The sequence below is a fragment of the Spiroplasma helicoides genome (genome assembly GCF_001715535.1).
Taxonomy (GTDB): Bacteria; Bacillota_I; Bacilli_A; order Mycoplasmatales; family Mycoplasmataceae; genus Spiroplasma_A; species Spiroplasma_A helicoides.
In genome coordinates, this window is the sequence record NZ_CP017015.1 from 175,095 (window position 1) to 194,145 (window position 19,051).

Consider the following 19,051-nt stretch of genomic DNA (forward strand, 5'->3'; position numbering starts at 1 on the left):
TGCCTAGGCACTTTTTTTGTAAATTAAGTGTAAATGCAACTTATTTTTTTAAAACTAAATAAATGTTATAATTAATTAAATATTAGGAGATTTATATGGGCAAAGTAATCGAAAATGATGGGACAAAAGAACTTTTTTTAGACTTTTCTTATTTAAGAAATGTTCTTTTTGTTGATAAACTTAGTCAATTAGATCTTGTAATCCAAAGATTAAATATAGAAGGTATACAAAGCTATAATGATTTTGATCAATTTTTAAGAAACTCGATGATAAAACAAGCTTTTATTTGTTTGGTAGATGATAAAACTAGAAAAATAATTAATAAAAGTGGTGGCAGCAAAGTTTATGATGCAATTATAAGAATTGAGTTAGATACCATAAGTCAATCAAAAATGCCCAAAAGTACAAGCTTGGGATTTTTTGTGAATATAGATCCTGAGTATCCAGCTTTAACTGTTGCTTCAATTTTTCAAACTAGATTAAAATTATCGCCACAAGAATTTGAAACTACCATTAAAGAAGTACCGCTGCAAATTATAAAGTTCAATAAGCAAATACCAGTTGATGAGTTATTAAGAAGAAATATAATCAACTCTTCTACAATATCTAATATCAATAAAATTACCTCTACTTTTGAGCAAGAAAAAAATCGCTGATTAAAGTATTTGGACTTTATGAGTGATCTTTTAGTTGTCCAAAGAAAAAACTCACTACCATATCTAGGAACTGATCTGGCAGAAGTTCTAAAAATTGACAAAAAAGATCTAGATGATGAAATAAAAGATAAAACCATAAAAGAACTTAGAAATAAAACATTTGCATATTTTGATTTAGGTCATGAAAGTTTTTTAAAAAGCAAAGACATTAAATACGATGTTGTAAATGTAATAGTTTTGGATATTTTAGTTGATTATGAAAATAAGTTAGAAAAAATAAAAAAAACAAGTGAGCTTGCTCTAATTCCTTTTAAGGCTAACAAGCTTTTTGTAAATAATTATGTTTTACAAAAAAATTTTAAAACTATTTTTGATTTTGATTTTGAAAAAAATCAAGAGAATATGTTTTCTGTAAATCTATCATATCTTTTAGGAACATATGGTGAACCAAAACCCCTTATTGATTATTGAAAAAAGAAAAAAGAGATTATTTTAGGGGCAAAAAAAGAGTTTGAAATGTTTGAAAAAAAATATTTTGAAGAAATGACAGACTGAAAAGTTCATAAAGTAATTTATGAAATAGAAGAAGAGTTTGATGAAAATTTATTTAAAACTAAAAATAATTATGACACACTAAACTCGGGTTACATTGCTTTTGTTGGAATAGGTGAAGATGTTCTAATTGATAGAAGTAGACAAACTTTAAAAAGAATATCTGAAGGTAATACAAAAAATCCTTATTTAACAAATTATTTATTTAATACAAAACTTATTGAATTATCTGAATCATCAAATGAAATTGATTTAGAAGATAGTGATTTTTATTTTGCTTTGAACAGTGAACAAAAAAGCGCTGTAAAAAAAGCATTGAACTCAAAAGATATTTTTTTATTACAAGGTCCACCTGGTACTGGTAAAACTCAGGTTATTTGTGAGCTGATATATCAGTTAGCTAAATTAAACAGAAAAGTTTTGATATCAAGTCAAAATCATGAAGCCATCAAAAACGTGGTTGACAGATTACCATATGAACCAAATATAAATAGAATAAGATTAACAAATCAACTGAATCATAAATCAAGAAGTGCAAACAACTTTACACCAGAAAGAGTTGTTTACAATTATTATAAATCAATTACTAAATCAATATTTGATGATTTATCAGTTGGTAAAAATAATGTAGAAGATTTTAAAATCATTGAAAATAAATTAGAAAAACTGCTATTAAGTAGCAAAGGATATCATCAAAATAGTACTCAAATGAGAGAGATACAAAAACAAATTGATGAAATAAATGAAAAAATAAAAATAATAAAAACAGAAGAAATAAAAAGTATACATAATAAAACTTATTTGAAAGAAGAAATTTTTAATATAGATAATCTTATTGAAGTAATAAGCAATTTAGATTTTAAAATATCTATAAACATATCTGAGGAGATAGAAAAATTATATAAAAACGAAATTAGTTTTAGTATAGAAGATTTTATTTTGAAGTACATAGATCATGAAATAAATGAAATAAATATATTTAACAAATTAAAATTGGTTTGTGAAGAGACAATTTTTAAAAATGAATTTTTCATTGACATACAAAAAATAAAAAATAACATTATAAATTATAAAAGAGAAGCTGAGTTTGAACTTGCAGATAAAGAAGAGCAACGATTAGAAGAGTTTGAAAAATTTTTACTAAAAGATACTATGTGTTTAGCACTTGTTAAAATTTTTGCAAGGTTTAGATCAGAATTAGAAAATCTAAAACTAGATTTAGAATTAAGTTTAAAAAAAATAAACGCAAGTGAAGACAATGAAATGCAACTTAACTCTTTGGAAGTACACAAAAATGATTTATTATTAACAAGACAAAAACTTTCTGAACTAGCTGGTGGTAATAGCAATGAACTAAGAGATTTAATAAAATTTGCTAACTCAAAATTTAATTTAAATTTAGGAATAACTGATGTTGATTTGGAACAACAAGTAACACAACAACTAAATGATTATAAAAATAAATTAGAAAAAAGTTTAAAAAGAACTAAAGAGTTAAAAGATTTTTTTAATCTAGTTTCTAGCTATGCAAAAAATAATTACGGAATAATCGATAAATGAGATGAAGAATTGGCTACACAAGATTTTTCAAGCCAGTTAATACAAGAAACTCGTAGATACTCATCATCTATAATAAATAACTTGGTTAATGTCTATGCAATGACTTTAACTTCAACTAATCTTTTTAGATTTAATAAAGATTTACAAGCAAAAAAAATGGGTCTTGAAGAAATAAATTTAAGAACTTTAGATGTTGATGTTGTAATTATTGATGAAGCTTCAAAAGCAACGCTTTTAGAAATTCTTATGCCATTAGTTTATGGAAAAACATTAGTGCTAGTAGGGGATTACAGGCAGTTACCACCAATTTTAAAATTACAACCAGAAGATGTAGAGATAGTTAATAGAGAGTTGAAAAAAGAATATAGCTATCAAGAATTATTTGAACTATTAGATCAATCAGCATTTAAAAATTTCATTGGGGCCAGAAATAGTTCGATAACAACCATGCTAAAAACTCAGTATAGAAGTCATCAACAAATCATGGAAGTGGTAAATAAGTTTTATGATAATGAATTAAAAGTTGATCAACAAGTAAGTGAACATAAAAGGCATGATTTAGTTATAACTTCAAAAACAGGCGCTGAGATTGTAAGTCAAAAGAGTTCTGTTTACTGAATTGATTCGACATACGGAACAAACGGCGAAGTTATTTTTGAAAGCAGTGAAGACTACTCAACAAGCTTATTTAATGAGTTAGAAATTAAATTAACAGTTGAGTTTTTGAAAAGACTAGATGTTTCGCTCGATAGTAAAACTTACAAAAGAAAACCATCAGTTGCTGTAATTAGTTTTTATAATTTACATGTAAGAAAACTATTTATCGAAATTAGAAAACAAAAGTTCAAAAACTTTTCATTAGTTATAAATACTGTGGATGATTTTCAAGGTAAAGAAGCTGACTATGTAATTGTAAATATGGTAAGAAACCCAGAAAGATTATCACAAACTAGTGGAAGAGATTTTCTAAAAAAATACGAAAGAATAAATGTTGCATACAGTAGAGCTAGAGAATTACTAGTTATTATCGGAGCTAGCAGAGCCGTTAATGATATAAGAGTTCAGATACCAACAGTTGAAGATCCGAATATATCAAATACATACGATGTATATGCAGATATAATAGCAAAAATTAATTTCGACGGTGGTTATTTAACAACCAAAGATTTATTATAGGAGGTAATTATGATTTTTGACAAGATAGAGATAATGTATAATAAATATTCATTACCTATTAAAATTAAATACTCAGAATCTAGAAAACCTACATTTGTAGAGTTTTTGATATTGTCAATTATTTATGATTATCCAAGAAAAAACTTAAGCTTAAAACAAATATTAAATGATGATTTTAAAATATATAACATTGATTTATTTGAGAGAGCATTAAAAGATTTAATTGCATACAAGGTTATTGAATTAAATAAAACTACTGCCGGTTGAAGTACTTTGGGAATAGATTTAGAAATAGAAAAAATTGAACTTAATCAAAAAGTTAAAGAACAATTTATAAATGAAGAATATATAATATCACAGTATGATAAAACACTTGATGTTAAATGAGTTTATGATCCTATTGAAGATTCTTTTGATATTGTAAAAGATGTTGAGTGATCAAGAAGAGTTCAAGGGGTAAAACTAACAAATAAAATTAAAGAAACTAGTATTAGCCAAAACTTTTATATAAAAGATTTAATTAAGAAAAATGTTAATGAATTTATTGAGTTAAAAAAAGAAATTTTTGGTGATAATGCAAAATTTTCTAATGTTACTTTAGCTAATGGAATTGATTTAGCTGATCATAAAATTGCACAAGAACTTACCGAATCATTACCTTGTGCGAATGAAGTTAGTATAGAGTTATTTGATAATGATGCTTTTATTATAAATACAGAAAATGAAAAACTAAAAATATTTTTAAAAACACAAAAAGATTTAGCAAAAAATATTGTTAGAGATATTTTAAAAAGTTATTCAGACAAAATCAAAGATCGATTTTTTGCTAAAAAAGACTTTGAAAATAAAAAAAATTTTTTAAATGAACCAGATATTTTATCTAATTTAATTGTAAAGTCTACTTGAAATCTGTTACTTATTAATGGAAGAGATGTCTTATCTCCTGATAAAGTTTTATCAAATAAATCACTTATAAATAGTTGCCAAATAATAGTATTTTATAATTCTAAATCTAACAATAAAACAATAGAATATCTTGGAGATAAAATTGTAGTGTATGTGGATAGTAGCAGAGAAGCTCTATTAAATGATAATACTTTAATTTATATCGATTCAGAAAATAAAGTTAATGGATTTGCACTTGTAGAAAAAAAACTAGAGTCTGTTGGGGCAACTATACCAGTTGTCTATTCTTACGATCAAAATCCAAAATTAAATTTGGCAAAAGTATTTGAAGATAACCTAGAAAGACTTTTATTAGATTATGAAGAAGAGCTGAAAAACGAAAATTTAGATGTATCAACTATGATGTTTTTATTTTTAAAAAGAGTAGGGCTACAACAAAAACTAACTGACATAATTAAAAAACATTTACAAAAAGATTTTTATGCTGGAAATAATTATAAAAAGTTAACAGAATACTTTGCAAGTAAAGAAAATGATGAAGCATATTATTTTATAGAGAATTGTTTATCTGAAATAATTATAACTATGTCTAAAGATATTAAAGACGATCAAATATTACACGTTTTAAATTTATATAATTTTAAAAATCAAAAGAATCTTTTTAAAGTTTTAGAGAATATACATTTAGATAAAGAAGAAAATATGTTGTTTTTAATATCTGATATTCTTGATAAAAATAACGTAGACTGATGAAAAAATAATACCAGAAATTGCTTAGTTACTTTATTGGGATATGCAAATAAATATATGACTAGGGAACTATTTGATATAAATAAATATCAATCTAAAACCTGAGCTTTGCATGCAGCAACCTTAAATATGATATGCACAATTAAGAAAAAAGTGTTTGAAAAAAATTTTACTTCTGTAGAAAAACATTACAAAAATATGTTGAATGGTGTTGTAGATCTTATGAGAAGTAATGTTAAAATAAATAATCAAAAAGATTATTTGATTAAAGTTGCAGAAAATTTAAAGGATTTGTATAAAGATTTTTATAAATATAAAAGTCAGGAGCTAACAGAACTTGATTCAGATTTAATAAGCTATAAAGTTCAAGTTGAATCTGCTAATTTTATTAGCAGATTGGAAAATAAAATAGATATGTTGATTTCACCAGAAGCTCAAAAATTTCCTATTGAAGTAAAAGTTGAATGAGCTAAACATATCGAAAATAAAATAAAAGAAGTAGATAAAATATTTAAAAATGATGAATCAATATTATATGAAGCTTTAAATTTAGTTTTTGGTGAAAAAAAAGAATTTGATGTAAGATTTTTAGAAAATTATAAAAAAAGATTTGGAGGAATTTAAATGAGCTTAACAGTTCAACAAATGATTTTAAATAGTAAAAAGCTACACGAACTACTTAAAAAAGATATAGATTCAATCATGAAGTTTATTCAAGAATTAGTTGATCAATGTAAAGACATCGACAATGCCGGTTTTTTTACAGAAAAATTAAAGTCATTATTAAAGAACTCTAAATTTTTACTTGAAGAATTAGAAACCAAAGATAATATTCTTTTACAAGAAACTATCGATGAAAATATTTTGTTAGAAAATTATAATGTTGCACAACAATTTGCAATAAAAAAACGTAAACAATTAGCTGACTTAAGAGCAGAACTTTATGTTATAAAAGCAGAGGTTGTAAAAAAAGAGCAAAATGAAATAATGAAAGCATTTGAAAATACTAATAAAAGTTTTGAGCAAGTTAAACACGAATTAATTAATAAGCAAAAAAACTTAGATGATAAAGTTTTGGTAAAAAATTATTTAGAACAACACGAAGCAAGTTTGGTAAACAAAAGTTTACCAGAAATTTACAATTTAATAAATGTAAATGTTTTTAAAGTTGATAATCAATATGAACTAATAGCAAGGGAAATGATAAAAGAAGTAACTGAAAGTTGTGGCAATGATCAAGATGTTGTTGATGAAATTACACAAAGAGCTAAAGCATTTATAAATAAAAAAAATGAAAATGAACTAATGAAAAACGCCAAGGAATTTATTTCAAGTTCATCTGAACTAATTGAAAATGAATTAATAAGAAGAGAAAATGTCATAAAAATTGTGAAAGCAATAAGAGAAGTTGGATACATTGTAAAAGAAGATAACATAAGAAAATTAAAAGAAAAAAATATTATAATGATACATGGAGAAAAAATAACCGGAGAAACAGCAGACTTTGCAGTTAATTTAGATGGAAGTTTCATTTACAATTATGAAGGTTTTGAAAATCATGATCATGATGCTGATGTAAATGAGTTTATTGATAAACTTAGAAGCCTTGGCATTAATACAACTGAGGCTATCAAAAAACAATATAGAGAGCCAAAGTTTGTGGCAAATAAAAGTAAGCTAATTAGTAAAAATAAAAACTCAGGGAAGTAGGTTAAAGTATGAGTGTAAAAAGAGAGTTAAATCAGTTAAAAAACTTGATAGGGATTAAAAAATCAATTATCTTAGAAGGTAATGTTGATGATGTATATGAATTAAATGGAAAGTATGTAAATATTCAAGAATATATAATGGAGTTATTTAGTTCCAAAAAATATACAGATAGATTTCTATATGATAGAAATTCAGGTATAAGAGGAAGCAAACTAAGTAACCTAATCTTAACAAGTGAAGCAAACAATGCAGAAGGGGAAAGTGCAGCATCAGAGTTTGAAGAACTTTTTAATAACTCTGGAAGTACAGATGCACAAGAGAAACAAGATACAAACAATATAAAAAATCCTTTACAGTTTTTTTCTGTCCTAAATAAAAACTTAAATAGGGCAGATAATAAAAAAATGGGATTTGTTGCAGACTATACAGATTATTTTTTTAGTGATCAATCTTTAGACCAAGACGACAGAGCAGTCTTAACTGAATTTTCAAAAACTTTGAAAGAATCTGAGTTTATAATTTCAAAAGTAGATGAATTAAGTAATTGTGTAATTTTTATTACTAAAAAAATTAACCAGCTTCCACCAAGTCTTTATTTAAATAATCCAGAAATATTGATTTTATCATTGCCAAAACCAAATAGAGATGAAAGACACAATTTTTTAGCTTCTGTAAAATCTAGAATACAAGTTACAGATATAAGCACAGAATTTGATAATATAGTTGACGCAACAGAAGGTTGAACCATTAAAGAACTGTCTCACTTTGTAAAATTTTCATGTAATTTTAATCAGCCTATACCTTTTAATAAAATGTTTAACATATATAATTTTGGTGAAAAAAGTTCACCATGAGAAGATCTTAGTTATGAAAAAATGTTGAAACTAAAAGATGAGTTAAGCAAAAGGGTTATTGGACAAGAAGATGCAGTTGATAAAGTTGCAAAAGTTATTTATAAAGCTTTCACAGGTTTAACTGGAATAACTTATTCTGCAAAAAGAACCAAACCAAAAGGAACTTTATTTTTTGTTGGACCAACAGGAACCGGAAAAACTGAGTTGGCAAAAGCTATTGCACAATTTATCTTTAATGATGAAGCTAATTTAATTAGATTTGACATGTCTGAATATGGACAAGACAACTCAGATCAAAAACTAATTGGAGCACCTCCAGGTTATGTTGGTTTTGAAGGTGGAGGACAACTAACAAATTCTGTTAAAGAAAAACCTTTCTCTGTTATTTTATTTGATGAAATTGAAAAAGCACATCCTAAAATGTTTGATAAGTTTTTACAAATCTTGGAAGATGGTAGATTAACAGACAACACCGGTCAAACTGTAAGCTTTAGTGAAACATTTATAATATTTACTTCTAATATAGGAGCATCTGAAGTAGTTCCTAGTGCAAATAAAGAAGACGTGTATAATGAATTTGTAAAAAGAGTACAAAATCACTTTACTTTTGAACTAAATAGACCTGAATTGTTAGGAAGATTCGGAAACAATATCATTCCTTTTAACTTTATTAAAGATAAAAGTTTAAAAGCTAAAATTGTTAAACAAAAAGTTAGACCTATACAAATAGCAATTTACGAAAAATATAAAGCTGAACTTCATATTGATTTGCAAGACGAAAGTATTTTAGATAATTTATTAAAAGATGCGGATGAAAGACGTGGTGGAAGAGATGTTTTAAACTCATTGGAAACTAATTTAGTAGATCCTTTATCAGAGTTTATTTTTGAAAATCTTCATAAACTTAAAGCTGGTACTAAAATCTTTGCAAAATCTAATACCGAAAAAAGAAAGTTAGATTTTTTAATAAATGGCTAACATAAACGTTGGTAGATTCTTGATGAATAGTGAAATTGAAGGGCCGGGTACAAGGTTTGTTGTTTGATTACAAGGTTGTACAATAGGTTGTAAAAGCTGTTGTAATCAAGAATTAATTCCAATGGTTCCAAAGTTTTTAATGCCAGTCAGTTTTTTGTTTGAAAAAATTAAAGAAGCAAAACAAAAATACAATATAGAAGGAATTACTATATTAGGGGGTGAACCCTTCATTCAACCCGATGGTTTAGAAGAGCTGATTGATCTTTGTTATGAAAATGATTTAACTATAATTTGTTTTACGGGATATATTTATGAAAATTTAAAAGACGAATATTCTAATATACTTAAAAAAATTGATATTTTAATTGATGGCCCTTTTATTGCAAATCAATTAGATATAAAAAGAAGACTAATTGGAAGTAAGAATCAAAGGGTAATTAAAATTACTGATAAATATAAGGATTGCGACTACTTTGAACAACCACATTCTCAATTTGAAATACAATTGTTTAAAGATAGAGTTATAATAAACGGTGATGGTGTAGCCATCGATAATGAGCACGGACAGGTTTGTTTTAAAATAAAATAAAAGAAAGAGGAATTAACTAATGAGCAATACTTATGAATATATTAAAAATAGAAGATCTGCTAAACGATATCAAACTGATTTTGAATTATCTGAAAAACAAATTGAAGAAATTTTAGAGGGTATTAGATATTCTCCATCATCATTTGGTATGGAACCTTATAGAGTATATTTCATACAAAATCATGAAATTAGAGAAGAACTATGACCTGAATGATGAAATCAACCAGCCGTGAAAGAGTGCAGTGGTTTAATTATATGAACAACATTCAAAGAAAAATATATGAAAAGCACTGTAATTGATAAACAAATTACAAATATTACAGATCCTCAAAGCGATAAAGCCGAAGCATATATTAAAAATGGGATTGAATCATTTTTAAAATCTCAAAATACTGATTTTGATAATTGAACAGCACGACAAGTTTATATTTCAATGGGTGTCACTCTAATAATGGCAAAAGAAATGGGACTAGATTGTTGTCCAGCAGAAGGTTTTAAAAGAAAAGAGACAGATGATATTCTTGCAAAACATGGAATAATAAATCCAGAAGAAGAACACACTACTTTGGGAATGTTTATTGGTAAAATCGATACAACAAAACAAAATCACTACTCATACACTAGATACAAAAGACCCAAAGAAGAAGTATATAAAATTATTAAGTAAAAAAAGTGTGCAAACACTTTTTTTAATTATTTTTTAAATATAGTTTATATACATTTTCCAAAAGACAAGCTATTGTCATTGGCCCAACTCCACCAGGAACCGGTGTAATATATTTCACTATTTCACCAACTTCACTAAAATTTACATCCCCACAGTAATGACCATCAATAAAATTAGCACCAACGTCTATAACCACCGTATTTTTGTTTATGAAGTTTTTATTTATTAAGTTTGCTGAACCAGCAGCACTTATTAAGATATCTGCATTAGTTGCTATTTCTTCTAAATTTCTTGTTTTTGTATTGCAAATTGTTACCGTTGCTGATTTATTTATTAGAATATTAGCCAATGGTTTACCAACTATATTACTTCTCCCAATTATAACTACATTGGAACCAACTAAATTAATATTTTTTCATTCTAAAAGTTTAATTATTCCTGATGGTGTAGCCGGATATATATCGGTGTTGTTTAAAACAACATTACCAATTGTTGTAGGGTTAAATCCATCAGCGTCTTTGGATGGATATATCAAACTATTTATTGTGTTTGCATTTATTTGTTTAGGCAATGGTAATTGCACAATAATTCCATCAACACTTGTATCTTCATTTAGTTTTTTGATTTGTAATTCTAATTCTGACTGTGTTATATCTTCTTTTAATTTTATATACTCATTTAACATACCGATATTGTTAGCGCCTTTTATTTTGTGTTTTATGTATTTGTTGCTAGCACTATTATCTCCAACTTGAACTATAGCTATTTTTGGTAATCTTTTTTCTTTTATTTTTGATATTTTGTTTTTTAGACCATCTAAAATTATATTTGATAATTCTTTACCACTAATTATATTTGACATATTAACTTTTTTTCCTATTCTAATTACAAATTAATTATATAATTAAAGCGGACAATTAACAACACAAGGAGAAACCATGGATAAATTATTGAAAACTATTAAAAAACTTAATATTAATGCCGATCAATATGAAATTTGTGGTAAAGAAATTGCTAAACTAAAGTACTGAAAATTTGAAGATGAAAATAAAAAAGGTAAACTGATTTTAATGACTTCAATAAATCCAACAGCTGCTGGAGAGGGTAAAACCACCACCGCTATAAGTCTAGCTGATGGGCTAAACTATATTGGCAAAAAAGCTATTCTTGCTCTTAGAGAACCAAGTTTGGGTCCTGTGTTTGGTTCAAAAGGAACTGCAACAGGTGGAGGACAAAGTATTGTTGAACCAATGGAAAGAATAAACCTTCATTTTACAGGAGACCTTCACGCTATTACTTCAGCAAATAATTTAATTTCAGCAACTATTGATAACGAATTATATTGAGGAAATAAATTAAATATTAATTGTGAAAAAATAATATGAAAAAGATGTATGGATTTAAATGATAGGTCATTAAGAGAAGTTGAAATAAATATAAAGAAAAACTTAAAGCGAAAAGAGTCATTTACAATAACTGCAGCGAGTAACATAATGACAACTTTGTGCTTATCAAAAAATTTGAACGATTTTAAACAAAGATTAGAAAACTCAATTGTAGCATATGACAATGATAACAACCCAATCTTTATGGAGCAGCTTAAAATTACGGGTGCAGTCTTAGCACTATTGCTATATGCTATTAGACCTAATTTAGTTCTTACTAAATACAACTCTCCAGCTCTTATTCATTTAGGTCCGTTTGCAAATATTGCGACAGGAACTAATTCTATTATTTCAACTTCGCTAGGTTTAAAGTTATCTGAATACACTATTGTTGAAAGTGGTTTTGGATCTGATTTAGGTTTTGAAAAATTTATGAACTTAATAAATTATCAAAATGATTTAGTTCCAGACTGTGTTGTAATGGTAATTACTTTAAGAGCATTAAAACTCCATGACGATTTTAACAATAGCTTTAAGCATTTAGAAGCTCACTTAAAGCATGTAACATTATATAATTTAAATTTAGTTGTGGCTATCAATTTTATTGAAGGCGATAGTGTTGAAGATTTAAAAAAATTACAAGAATGATTAGGGGCAAATAATTATGAATGGGAAATGAATAACGGTTATAATTTAGGACCAAAAGGTTCAGAAGAGTTAGCCAAAAAAGTGATAAAAGCTTGTGATACTGAACAAAATTTTAAACCACTTATTACTCCAACTGATAGCATAATTGAAAAAATAAATAAAGTCGTTAAAAACTTTTATTACTTAAATGAATTTATAATAGAAGATGAATGCCTTGAAAAAATCAAAGTATTAGAAAAATCAGAATACAAAGATTATCCAATTTGCATGGTGAAAGATCATAGTAATATAGATGGAAATATTACAAAGGATAAGAATTACGTTTTAAAAATCAAAAATGTTGAAGTTAACAGTGGAGCTAAATTTATTTTAGTATATACCAACAATATTTTTAGTATGCCAGGACTTAGTAAAGATGCTAACTATAAAAATATTTATTTATTAGACTATAAAATTGTTGGCTTAAAATAGGAGGCTAAATGAAAAAATATAAATATAACTTAGGCATTTTATTAATGACACTATTATTATTTCCAATAATAATTTTTCTGTCAGCTCGCTCCTTTAAAAAACTTAGAGATTTTTGTTATTCATATGTTAGAGATGGAAGTATAGAAAATGTAGAGTTTAACTCAATCGATATATACTATGAAGATATCAAAAATAAAAATTTACCTAAATCAAAGATTTTAAATTCTGATTTAAAGGAACTTGAAATAATAGATGAAAAAGGAAAAATCAGTTGCTTGGTTTTAACTAAAAAAGAGAGCAAAAAGTGAGTTATAGGATTACACGGATGAACAGAGAACAAATATTTAGCTTTAAGATTAACAGAACACTATTTCAATAATGGATACAATGTTTTTTTATTTGATTCATTCGCACATGGAAAAACATATGGTGATATAACCGATATTGGCATTTCTACATTAGTTATAATAGACAAAATAATAGATTATATGAAAGAAAATTATGAAATTGATTCTATAGGAATGATTGGAAATAGTATGGGTGCATCAACCTCTATTTTATATACACAAAGAGGAAAGTATAAAAATTTGATAAATTGAGTAGTTGCAGATTGTGGCTTTGAACATATGATTAGGCAGTATAGACATTATATAAGTGCAAATTTATTGAAGAAAAAATGATGGTTAATAAGCTTATTTATGGGTCATAAATTTAACAAAGTAACAAAAACAAAACAAACCAAATATGATTTATTGAAAGGAATGAAAAACTGTAGCACACCAACACTTTTTATTCATTCTATAGGTGATACATTTATACCATATGAAATGTCTGAAAATATGTATAAATATAAATTAAGATATAATCCAAATAGCAATAGTCTTTTATGAATTCCAAAAGACTCATTAAAAACAGAACACGTTAGAACTATAGCTGACTTTAATGATGAGTACATTATAAAAACTCTAAATTTTGCAAAAACTAATGAATAAAAAAACACTTGAAATACATCAATTTAAGTAATGTATTTACCAAGTGTTTTTTTATTTTTTAAAGTAGTTTAATCCCAAAACTTCTAGCGCTGGTAAAGTGATAAAGTTATAAGGTTTGTTGAAATGAGGTAGGAAGAAGATATCAACAAGTGGTAGTTCATCGATTGTTAATCCTTTTTGAACTGCTAATGCAAACATATACATTACCTCAGTATGATTATTTTGAGAAGCAACTTGTGCTCCCATAATTCTTCTTGTTGACTTGTCTCATAAAATTCTAATTGTCACGTCTTTATATGAAGACATAAACTCGGGTCTATCTGAATCTTTGAATAAAATTTCTTCTACATCTAATTTCAATAAATCAGCTTGAGCTTTTGACACACCAACAGCTGCCATTTTTCAACCAAAAACTTCTATACCATTAGCTCCAGTAAACCCAGGACCTTCTAATTTGTTTCCTGTAACAATGTTAACTGCTGCCATAACTCCAGTTCTAACAGCAGTTGTTGCTAGTGCTATTTGCATTTCTTTTTTTAATGATGCGTTGTAAACTTGTGCACAGTCTCCAACAGCATAAATGTCAGAGTTTGATGTTTGCATATATTCATTAGTTTTAATAGAACCTCTATCATCTAAGTCTATTACACCTTTTAATGGTTCAGTTTGTGGTTTTACTCCAACTGAAAAGACTACATAATCGACATCAATTTCGCCTTTATCTGTTACAACTTTTTTAACTTTTCCATTTTCTCCAGTGAATTTTACAACTTTTTGACCTAATGCTAAGTTAACTTTATTATTTCTCATCTCATTTTCAACCAATGATGAAAATTCATGATCATAATAAATTGGCATAATTCTATCAGCAATATCTACAAGTGTTACTTCTTTACCCGCTGTTGTAAAGGCATCTACCAACTCAACCCCAATGTAACCTGCACCAATTACAGCCACTTTCTTAATTTTTGGATCATTATTTGCAGCCTTGATAGCTTGTGCATGATGGTAGTTTTTACAAATTTGTACACCTTCTAATTTTATTCCTTCAATTGGTGGAAAAATTGGTCATGTACCTGCAGCAATAATTAATTTGTCATAATTATCGTCAAATTCTTCTCCTGTTTTTAGATTTTTTACTCTAACTGTTTTTTTAGAAGCATCGATTGATAATCATTCGTGCTCCATTTTTACATTGATTCCTTCACTTTGTAAAATTTCTGGTGATGCATAAAATAAACCTTTTGGATCTTTTACTTCACCTTTTACTCACAATGCAATTCCACATCCTAAAAATGAAATGTTATCATTTCTATCATATGTAGTTACTTCAATTTCTGGTTGAAGTCTTTTTAATGTTCTCACAGCTGTAGTACCAGCGTGATTTGTACCAATTACTATTACTTTCATTATATTGAATACCTCTTCTATCTGGATATTATTAGTAATATCATAATTATATTTTAATATTAATTTTTCCAAAAATCACTTGTTTTTTAATAAATTTATCATATAAGTTGACTTTTTAAAGTAAAATAAAAATGAGAGGTAATTGTATGTTTTTAAGAAATACTGGAGATATTGGATATTACTTAAAAAGAACTAGTTTGATTAAATATTTGGATGAAAGAAATCTAAGATGAAAAACAAGGTTTTTGATCAAAAGATTAGGTAAAAAAATTAATGATACAAGTGTTTTTATTTCTTTTAAGTACTGAGTATTATGAAGATGAATTTATAAAAACTTCGACTTTACTGAAAAGTTTATGATAACACTTAGAAAAAATATCAAAAAATTGGACTTAAATATAAGTTCCAGAGAAGAAACCTTTTTGAACGAAATGGATGAATTATTGTTTAACTCTTGAAGACCTTTAAAAGAGGTTCCTGTTAAATTTGAATTATCAAAAAAAGAAAAAGTTAACCTTGTTCAATCAAATATAAACATTCATAAAGTAACTACAATTAATCTTGAACCAAAGCTGAAGATGAAAGGTCAGTTTGATGCATATTTTTCAAATCAAAAAATTTACTTAACCGATTCTAATCAAGTGTTAAAATTTGAAATTAGATATAAAGAAATCAAACAAATTGTCCCTAAAAGATATGGTGTTTTAGTAGAGTTACACACAGGCACTTATTTATTTAGGGGTAAAAATAGATTGCTTACATATGTTTTAATACAAAGAATGGTGCCTGAATTAAATTTAAATATAGCAGAAATTGACAATTTATATGATTATTTTGATTTTGCAAATAATTTTTTGAGCAGAATAAATTAATAGGGGGTAGAAAAATGAAACTAGTAATCGTAAAAGACTATAATGAATTAGGTAAAATAACAGGAGATTTTATACTTGAAAAAGTTAAACAAAATCCAAATGTTATTTTAGGACTTGCAACAGGAAGTTCACCAATAACTACATATGAATACATTATTGAAAAAACTAAAGAGAATAATATTGATTGAAGTGGAGTGAAAACATTCAACCTTGATGAGTATGTAGGGTTAACTCCAGATCACGAACAATCATATCGTTACTTTATGGAAAAACAACTTTTTGAACACATAAACATCAAAAAAGAAAACACACACGTACCAAATGGTTTATGAAAAACTAACGAAGAAGCAGCACAATATGATGAAGAAATCAAGAAAGCTGGTGGAATTGATTTACAACTTTTAGGAATTGGACAAAACGGTCATATTGGTTTTAATGAACCAGGAGCAAGTTTTGACTCTATTACTTCAATTGTTGATTTAACAAAAACAACAATTGAAGCAAACTCAAGATTTTTTGAAAAAGTAAGCGATGTACCAACAAAAGCGGTTTCAATGGGATTAAAATCTATAATGAACTCAAAAGAAATTATTTTGATAGCTTCAGGAGCAAACAAAACAGAAGCAATTAAACATTTAATTAAAGGTGAAATAGGAACCGAATGACCTTGTACAGTTTTACAAAACCATCCAAACGTTACAGTTATAGTTGATCAAGAAGCTGCAAAAGAAGCAATAAGTGCAGCTAATAAGTAAAAAAAATATTCGAGAAACTTAAACTGGGAAAAATAAATTCTACACTAGAAAGAGGTGTAGAATTTTTTATGTCAAAAAACCTAACTGTAGAAGAATGAATGAAAATAATTCAAATATATAAAAAACAAGGAATTCAAATTGCAGAACAAGAATATCGTATAATTAAAGCAAAACAGATTAAATTTTCACAATTTATTAAAAAAAGAATAAAACAAAAAACTTATTTAGTAGATAATTATGGTATGAAAAGTTTAAATAGAAAAAAAGGCTCTGGAAGATACAAAAAAAGAGATGATTCTGATATTCCAGGAATAATTAGTGATCTAACTGAAGAGCAAAAAAGAGAAATAATTGAAGATTGAATAAAAAGTCAGAGAGATAAAAAGGAAAGAAATGCGATTAGCAAAATAAAATCTCTAAACATAAGTATGAAAGCAAGAATTATATCAATGCATAGAACAACATTTTACAAAAAACCAAAAGTTAGAAGATATAAATACAATAATTTAAAAAACACAGTTGAAGAAATATTAAAGGAGTCCAAGTTTATATATGGTAGCAGAAAAATAAGTGTTTTATTAAAAGAAAAACATATGTCAATCAACGATAGAACTTTAAGGCACTATCTAAAAAGATGAGGTTTTATAATTAAAACCCGAATTAAAAAAAGACAAGCAGAATCAAAAAATATTAATACTAAATTTAAGGATTTAGTGAAGCGCAATTATAATCCTACTATAGACAATATAATTGCTACTGATGTTTCTTACATTCCGGGTTTGGTAGAAGGAAATAATTACTATTTATCTGCAGCTATTAGTCATAAAACTAAAAAAATTGAATCATGATGTTTATCAAAAAACAACAACTCGCAATTAGTTATAGATACTTTAAATAAAATTAATAAATCAAATTTTATATTACATTCAGATCATGGCTCTCAATACTCTAGTAATGAAGTTATAGAATTGGTAAAACAAATGAATTGTCAAACTTCAATGAGCAGAGTTGGCAATTCCTTAGATAATAGAGAAATAGAGTATTTTTTTAGTTGTTTAAAAGGTGAGTATCTAAATCACATTAATACAAACAAAATGAATATTGATGAAATTTATAATCATATAGATTGATATATAGATTGATATAATAATAAAAGAATACAAAAAATTTTGAATTGAAAAACGCCAGCTACTGCCGGCGCTATTATTTAAAACTGTAGAATTTGTTTTTCCCAGTTTAACTCTCGGATATTTTTTTTTACTTAAAATATTCCAAAAAAAAGTAAAAGTTAAAAATATTTTTTTTGCTCTTTTTATGCTATTCATTTTTAAGAGTGATAAAATACTTAATATAAAAGGAAACAGGAGACAAAAAAAATGAGAAAACAAGTTATTGTTGGAAACTGAAAAATGTTTAAAACAAATTCTAGTGCAATTAAGTTTGTAGAAAATGTAGATTCAAAAATTCAATCAAGAGATGATTTAGTTGTAGGTATTGCTGCACCATCAGTTATGTTAAGCGATTTAACTAAAAAAGCAAAAAATTTAAAAATAGCAGCACAAAATTGCTACTTTGAAAAAGAGGGAGCATTCACAGGTGAGGTTTCAATTCCAATGTTACAAGAAATTGGCGTTGAATATGTAATTATTGGTCACTCAGAAAGAAGAGATATTTTTGGAGAAAATGATGATTTACTAAACAACAAAGTTAAAGCATTATTAGCTGCAAATATGTCACCAATTTTATGTTGTGGTGAAAGTTTAAGTATTTATGAATCAGGAAAAACAATGGACCATGTAAAAAAACAAATTAGTTCTGATTTATCTGGTGTAAGTGCAGATGATGTTAAAAAAGTAGTTATTGCTTATGAGCCAATTTGAGCTATTGGAACGGGAAAAGTAGCAACACCAGAAATTGCTCAAGAAGTATGTAAAGGAATTAGAGAACACCTTGCTTCACTATACAGTCAAGAAGTTGCTGATGAAGTTTCTATTCAATATGGTGGAAGTGTTAAACCAGAAAATATCAAAGATATACTAGCACAAAGTGATATTGATGGTACGTTAGTAGGTGGAGCTTCATTAGTTGAAGACTCATTCTTAGGATTAATTAAATAATTA

Annotated in this window: 14 protein-coding genes; 12 read left to right on the top strand and 2 right to left on the bottom strand. The window is 26.6% G+C overall.

The features are described from left to right. Nucleotides 1–95: 95 nt before the first annotated feature. Genes SHELI_RS00820 through SHELI_RS00845 form a run of 6 tightly spaced genes read left to right on the top strand, consistent with a single transcriptional unit; the run spans nucleotide 96 to nucleotide 10,398 of the window. The gene (locus SHELI_RS00820; protein WP_069115879.1) at nucleotides 96–3,944 is read left to right on the top strand and encodes an AAA domain-containing protein; all 3,849 of its coding nucleotides are present in this window, start codon (nucleotides 96–98) and stop codon (nucleotides 3,942–3,944) included. A 9-nt stretch (nucleotides 3,945–3,953) separates the two neighbouring features. Then, nucleotides 3,954–6,224: a hypothetical protein gene (locus tag SHELI_RS00825; RefSeq protein ID WP_069115880.1), complete on the top strand. Its 2,271-nt coding sequence runs from the start codon at nucleotides 3,954–3,956 to the stop codon at nucleotides 6,222–6,224. Then, nucleotides 6,225–7,310 (top strand): hypothetical protein, encoded by a 1,086-nt coding sequence (locus SHELI_RS00830; RefSeq protein WP_069115881.1) that lies wholly within the window; start codon nucleotides 6,225–6,227, stop codon nucleotides 7,308–7,310. An 8-nt stretch (nucleotides 7,311–7,318) separates the two neighbouring features. Continuing rightward, a complete protein-coding gene (locus SHELI_RS00835) occupies nucleotides 7,319–9,142 on the top strand; it encodes an AAA family ATPase (RefSeq protein ID WP_069115882.1) in 1,824 nt (607 codons plus the stop codon). Next, complete coding sequence (locus SHELI_RS00840; RefSeq protein WP_069115883.1) at nucleotides 9,135–9,731, top strand: 4Fe-4S single cluster domain-containing protein; 597 nt, start codon at nucleotides 9,135–9,137, stop codon at nucleotides 9,729–9,731. The genes SHELI_RS00835 and SHELI_RS00840 overlap by 8 nt, the downstream gene beginning before the upstream one ends. A gap of 19 nt (nucleotides 9,732–9,750) precedes the next feature. Further along, nucleotides 9,751–10,398, top strand: coding sequence for a nitroreductase family protein (locus SHELI_RS00845; protein ID WP_069115884.1), 648 nt, complete (start codon nucleotides 9,751–9,753; stop codon nucleotides 10,396–10,398). A gap of 22 nt (nucleotides 10,399–10,420) precedes the next feature. On the opposite strand, the gene SHELI_RS00850 is transcribed toward SHELI_RS00845, so the two are convergent. Next, entirely contained in the window at nucleotides 10,421–11,260 is an 840-nt protein-coding gene (locus tag SHELI_RS00850; RefSeq protein ID WP_069115885.1) for a bifunctional 5,10-methylenetetrahydrofolate dehydrogenase/5,10-methenyltetrahydrofolate cyclohydrolase, read from the bottom strand. A 76-nt stretch (nucleotides 11,261–11,336) separates the two neighbouring features. Between SHELI_RS00850 and SHELI_RS00855 the strand changes: the two genes are divergently transcribed. Together SHELI_RS00855 and SHELI_RS00860 are read left to right on the top strand one after the other, a co-directional pair. After that, the gene (locus SHELI_RS00855) at nucleotides 11,337–12,902 is read left to right on the top strand and encodes a formate--tetrahydrofolate ligase (protein WP_069115886.1); all 1,566 of its coding nucleotides are present in this window, start codon (nucleotides 11,337–11,339) and stop codon (nucleotides 12,900–12,902) included. An 8-nt stretch (nucleotides 12,903–12,910) separates the two neighbouring features. Next, nucleotides 12,911–13,894 carry an alpha/beta hydrolase gene (locus SHELI_RS00860; protein ID WP_069115887.1) on the top strand — a complete coding sequence of 328 codons (984 nt, stop codon included), beginning with the start codon at nucleotides 12,911–12,913 and terminating at the stop codon, nucleotides 13,892–13,894. 51 nt (nucleotides 13,895–13,945) lie between these two features. Here the strand turns inward: SHELI_RS00860 and SHELI_RS00865 are convergent, their stop codons facing one another. After that, nucleotides 13,946–15,304 (bottom strand): FAD-dependent oxidoreductase, encoded by a 1,359-nt coding sequence (locus tag SHELI_RS00865; RefSeq protein WP_069115888.1) that lies wholly within the window; start codon nucleotides 15,302–15,304, stop codon nucleotides 13,946–13,948. Between the two features lie 146 nt (nucleotides 15,305–15,450). On the opposite strand from SHELI_RS00865, the gene SHELI_RS00870 reads away from it, so the two are divergent. The 4 genes from SHELI_RS00870 (at nucleotide 15,451) to tpiA (ending at nucleotide 19,048) form a co-directional block, all read left to right on the top strand. Continuing rightward, nucleotides 15,451–16,176 carry a hypothetical protein gene (locus tag SHELI_RS00870; RefSeq protein WP_069115889.1) on the top strand — a complete coding sequence of 242 codons (726 nt, stop codon included), beginning with the start codon at nucleotides 15,451–15,453 and terminating at the stop codon, nucleotides 16,174–16,176. 14 nt (nucleotides 16,177–16,190) lie between these two features. Beyond that, nucleotides 16,191–16,931 carry a glucosamine-6-phosphate deaminase gene (nagB, locus tag SHELI_RS00875; RefSeq protein ID WP_069115890.1) on the top strand — a complete coding sequence of 247 codons (741 nt, stop codon included), beginning with the start codon at nucleotides 16,191–16,193 and terminating at the stop codon, nucleotides 16,929–16,931. A gap of 68 nt (nucleotides 16,932–16,999) precedes the next feature. Next, on the top strand, nucleotides 17,000–18,142 hold the full coding sequence (locus tag SHELI_RS05895; protein WP_084449221.1) for an IS3 family transposase: 1,143 nt from the start codon (nucleotides 17,000–17,002) through the stop codon (nucleotides 18,140–18,142). A 165-nt stretch (nucleotides 18,143–18,307) separates the two neighbouring features. Beyond that, the gene (gene tpiA / locus SHELI_RS00885; RefSeq protein ID WP_069115891.1) at nucleotides 18,308–19,048 is read left to right on the top strand and encodes a triose-phosphate isomerase; all 741 of its coding nucleotides are present in this window, start codon (nucleotides 18,308–18,310) and stop codon (nucleotides 19,046–19,048) included. The last annotated feature ends 3 nt before the right edge of the window (nucleotides 19,049–19,051 follow it).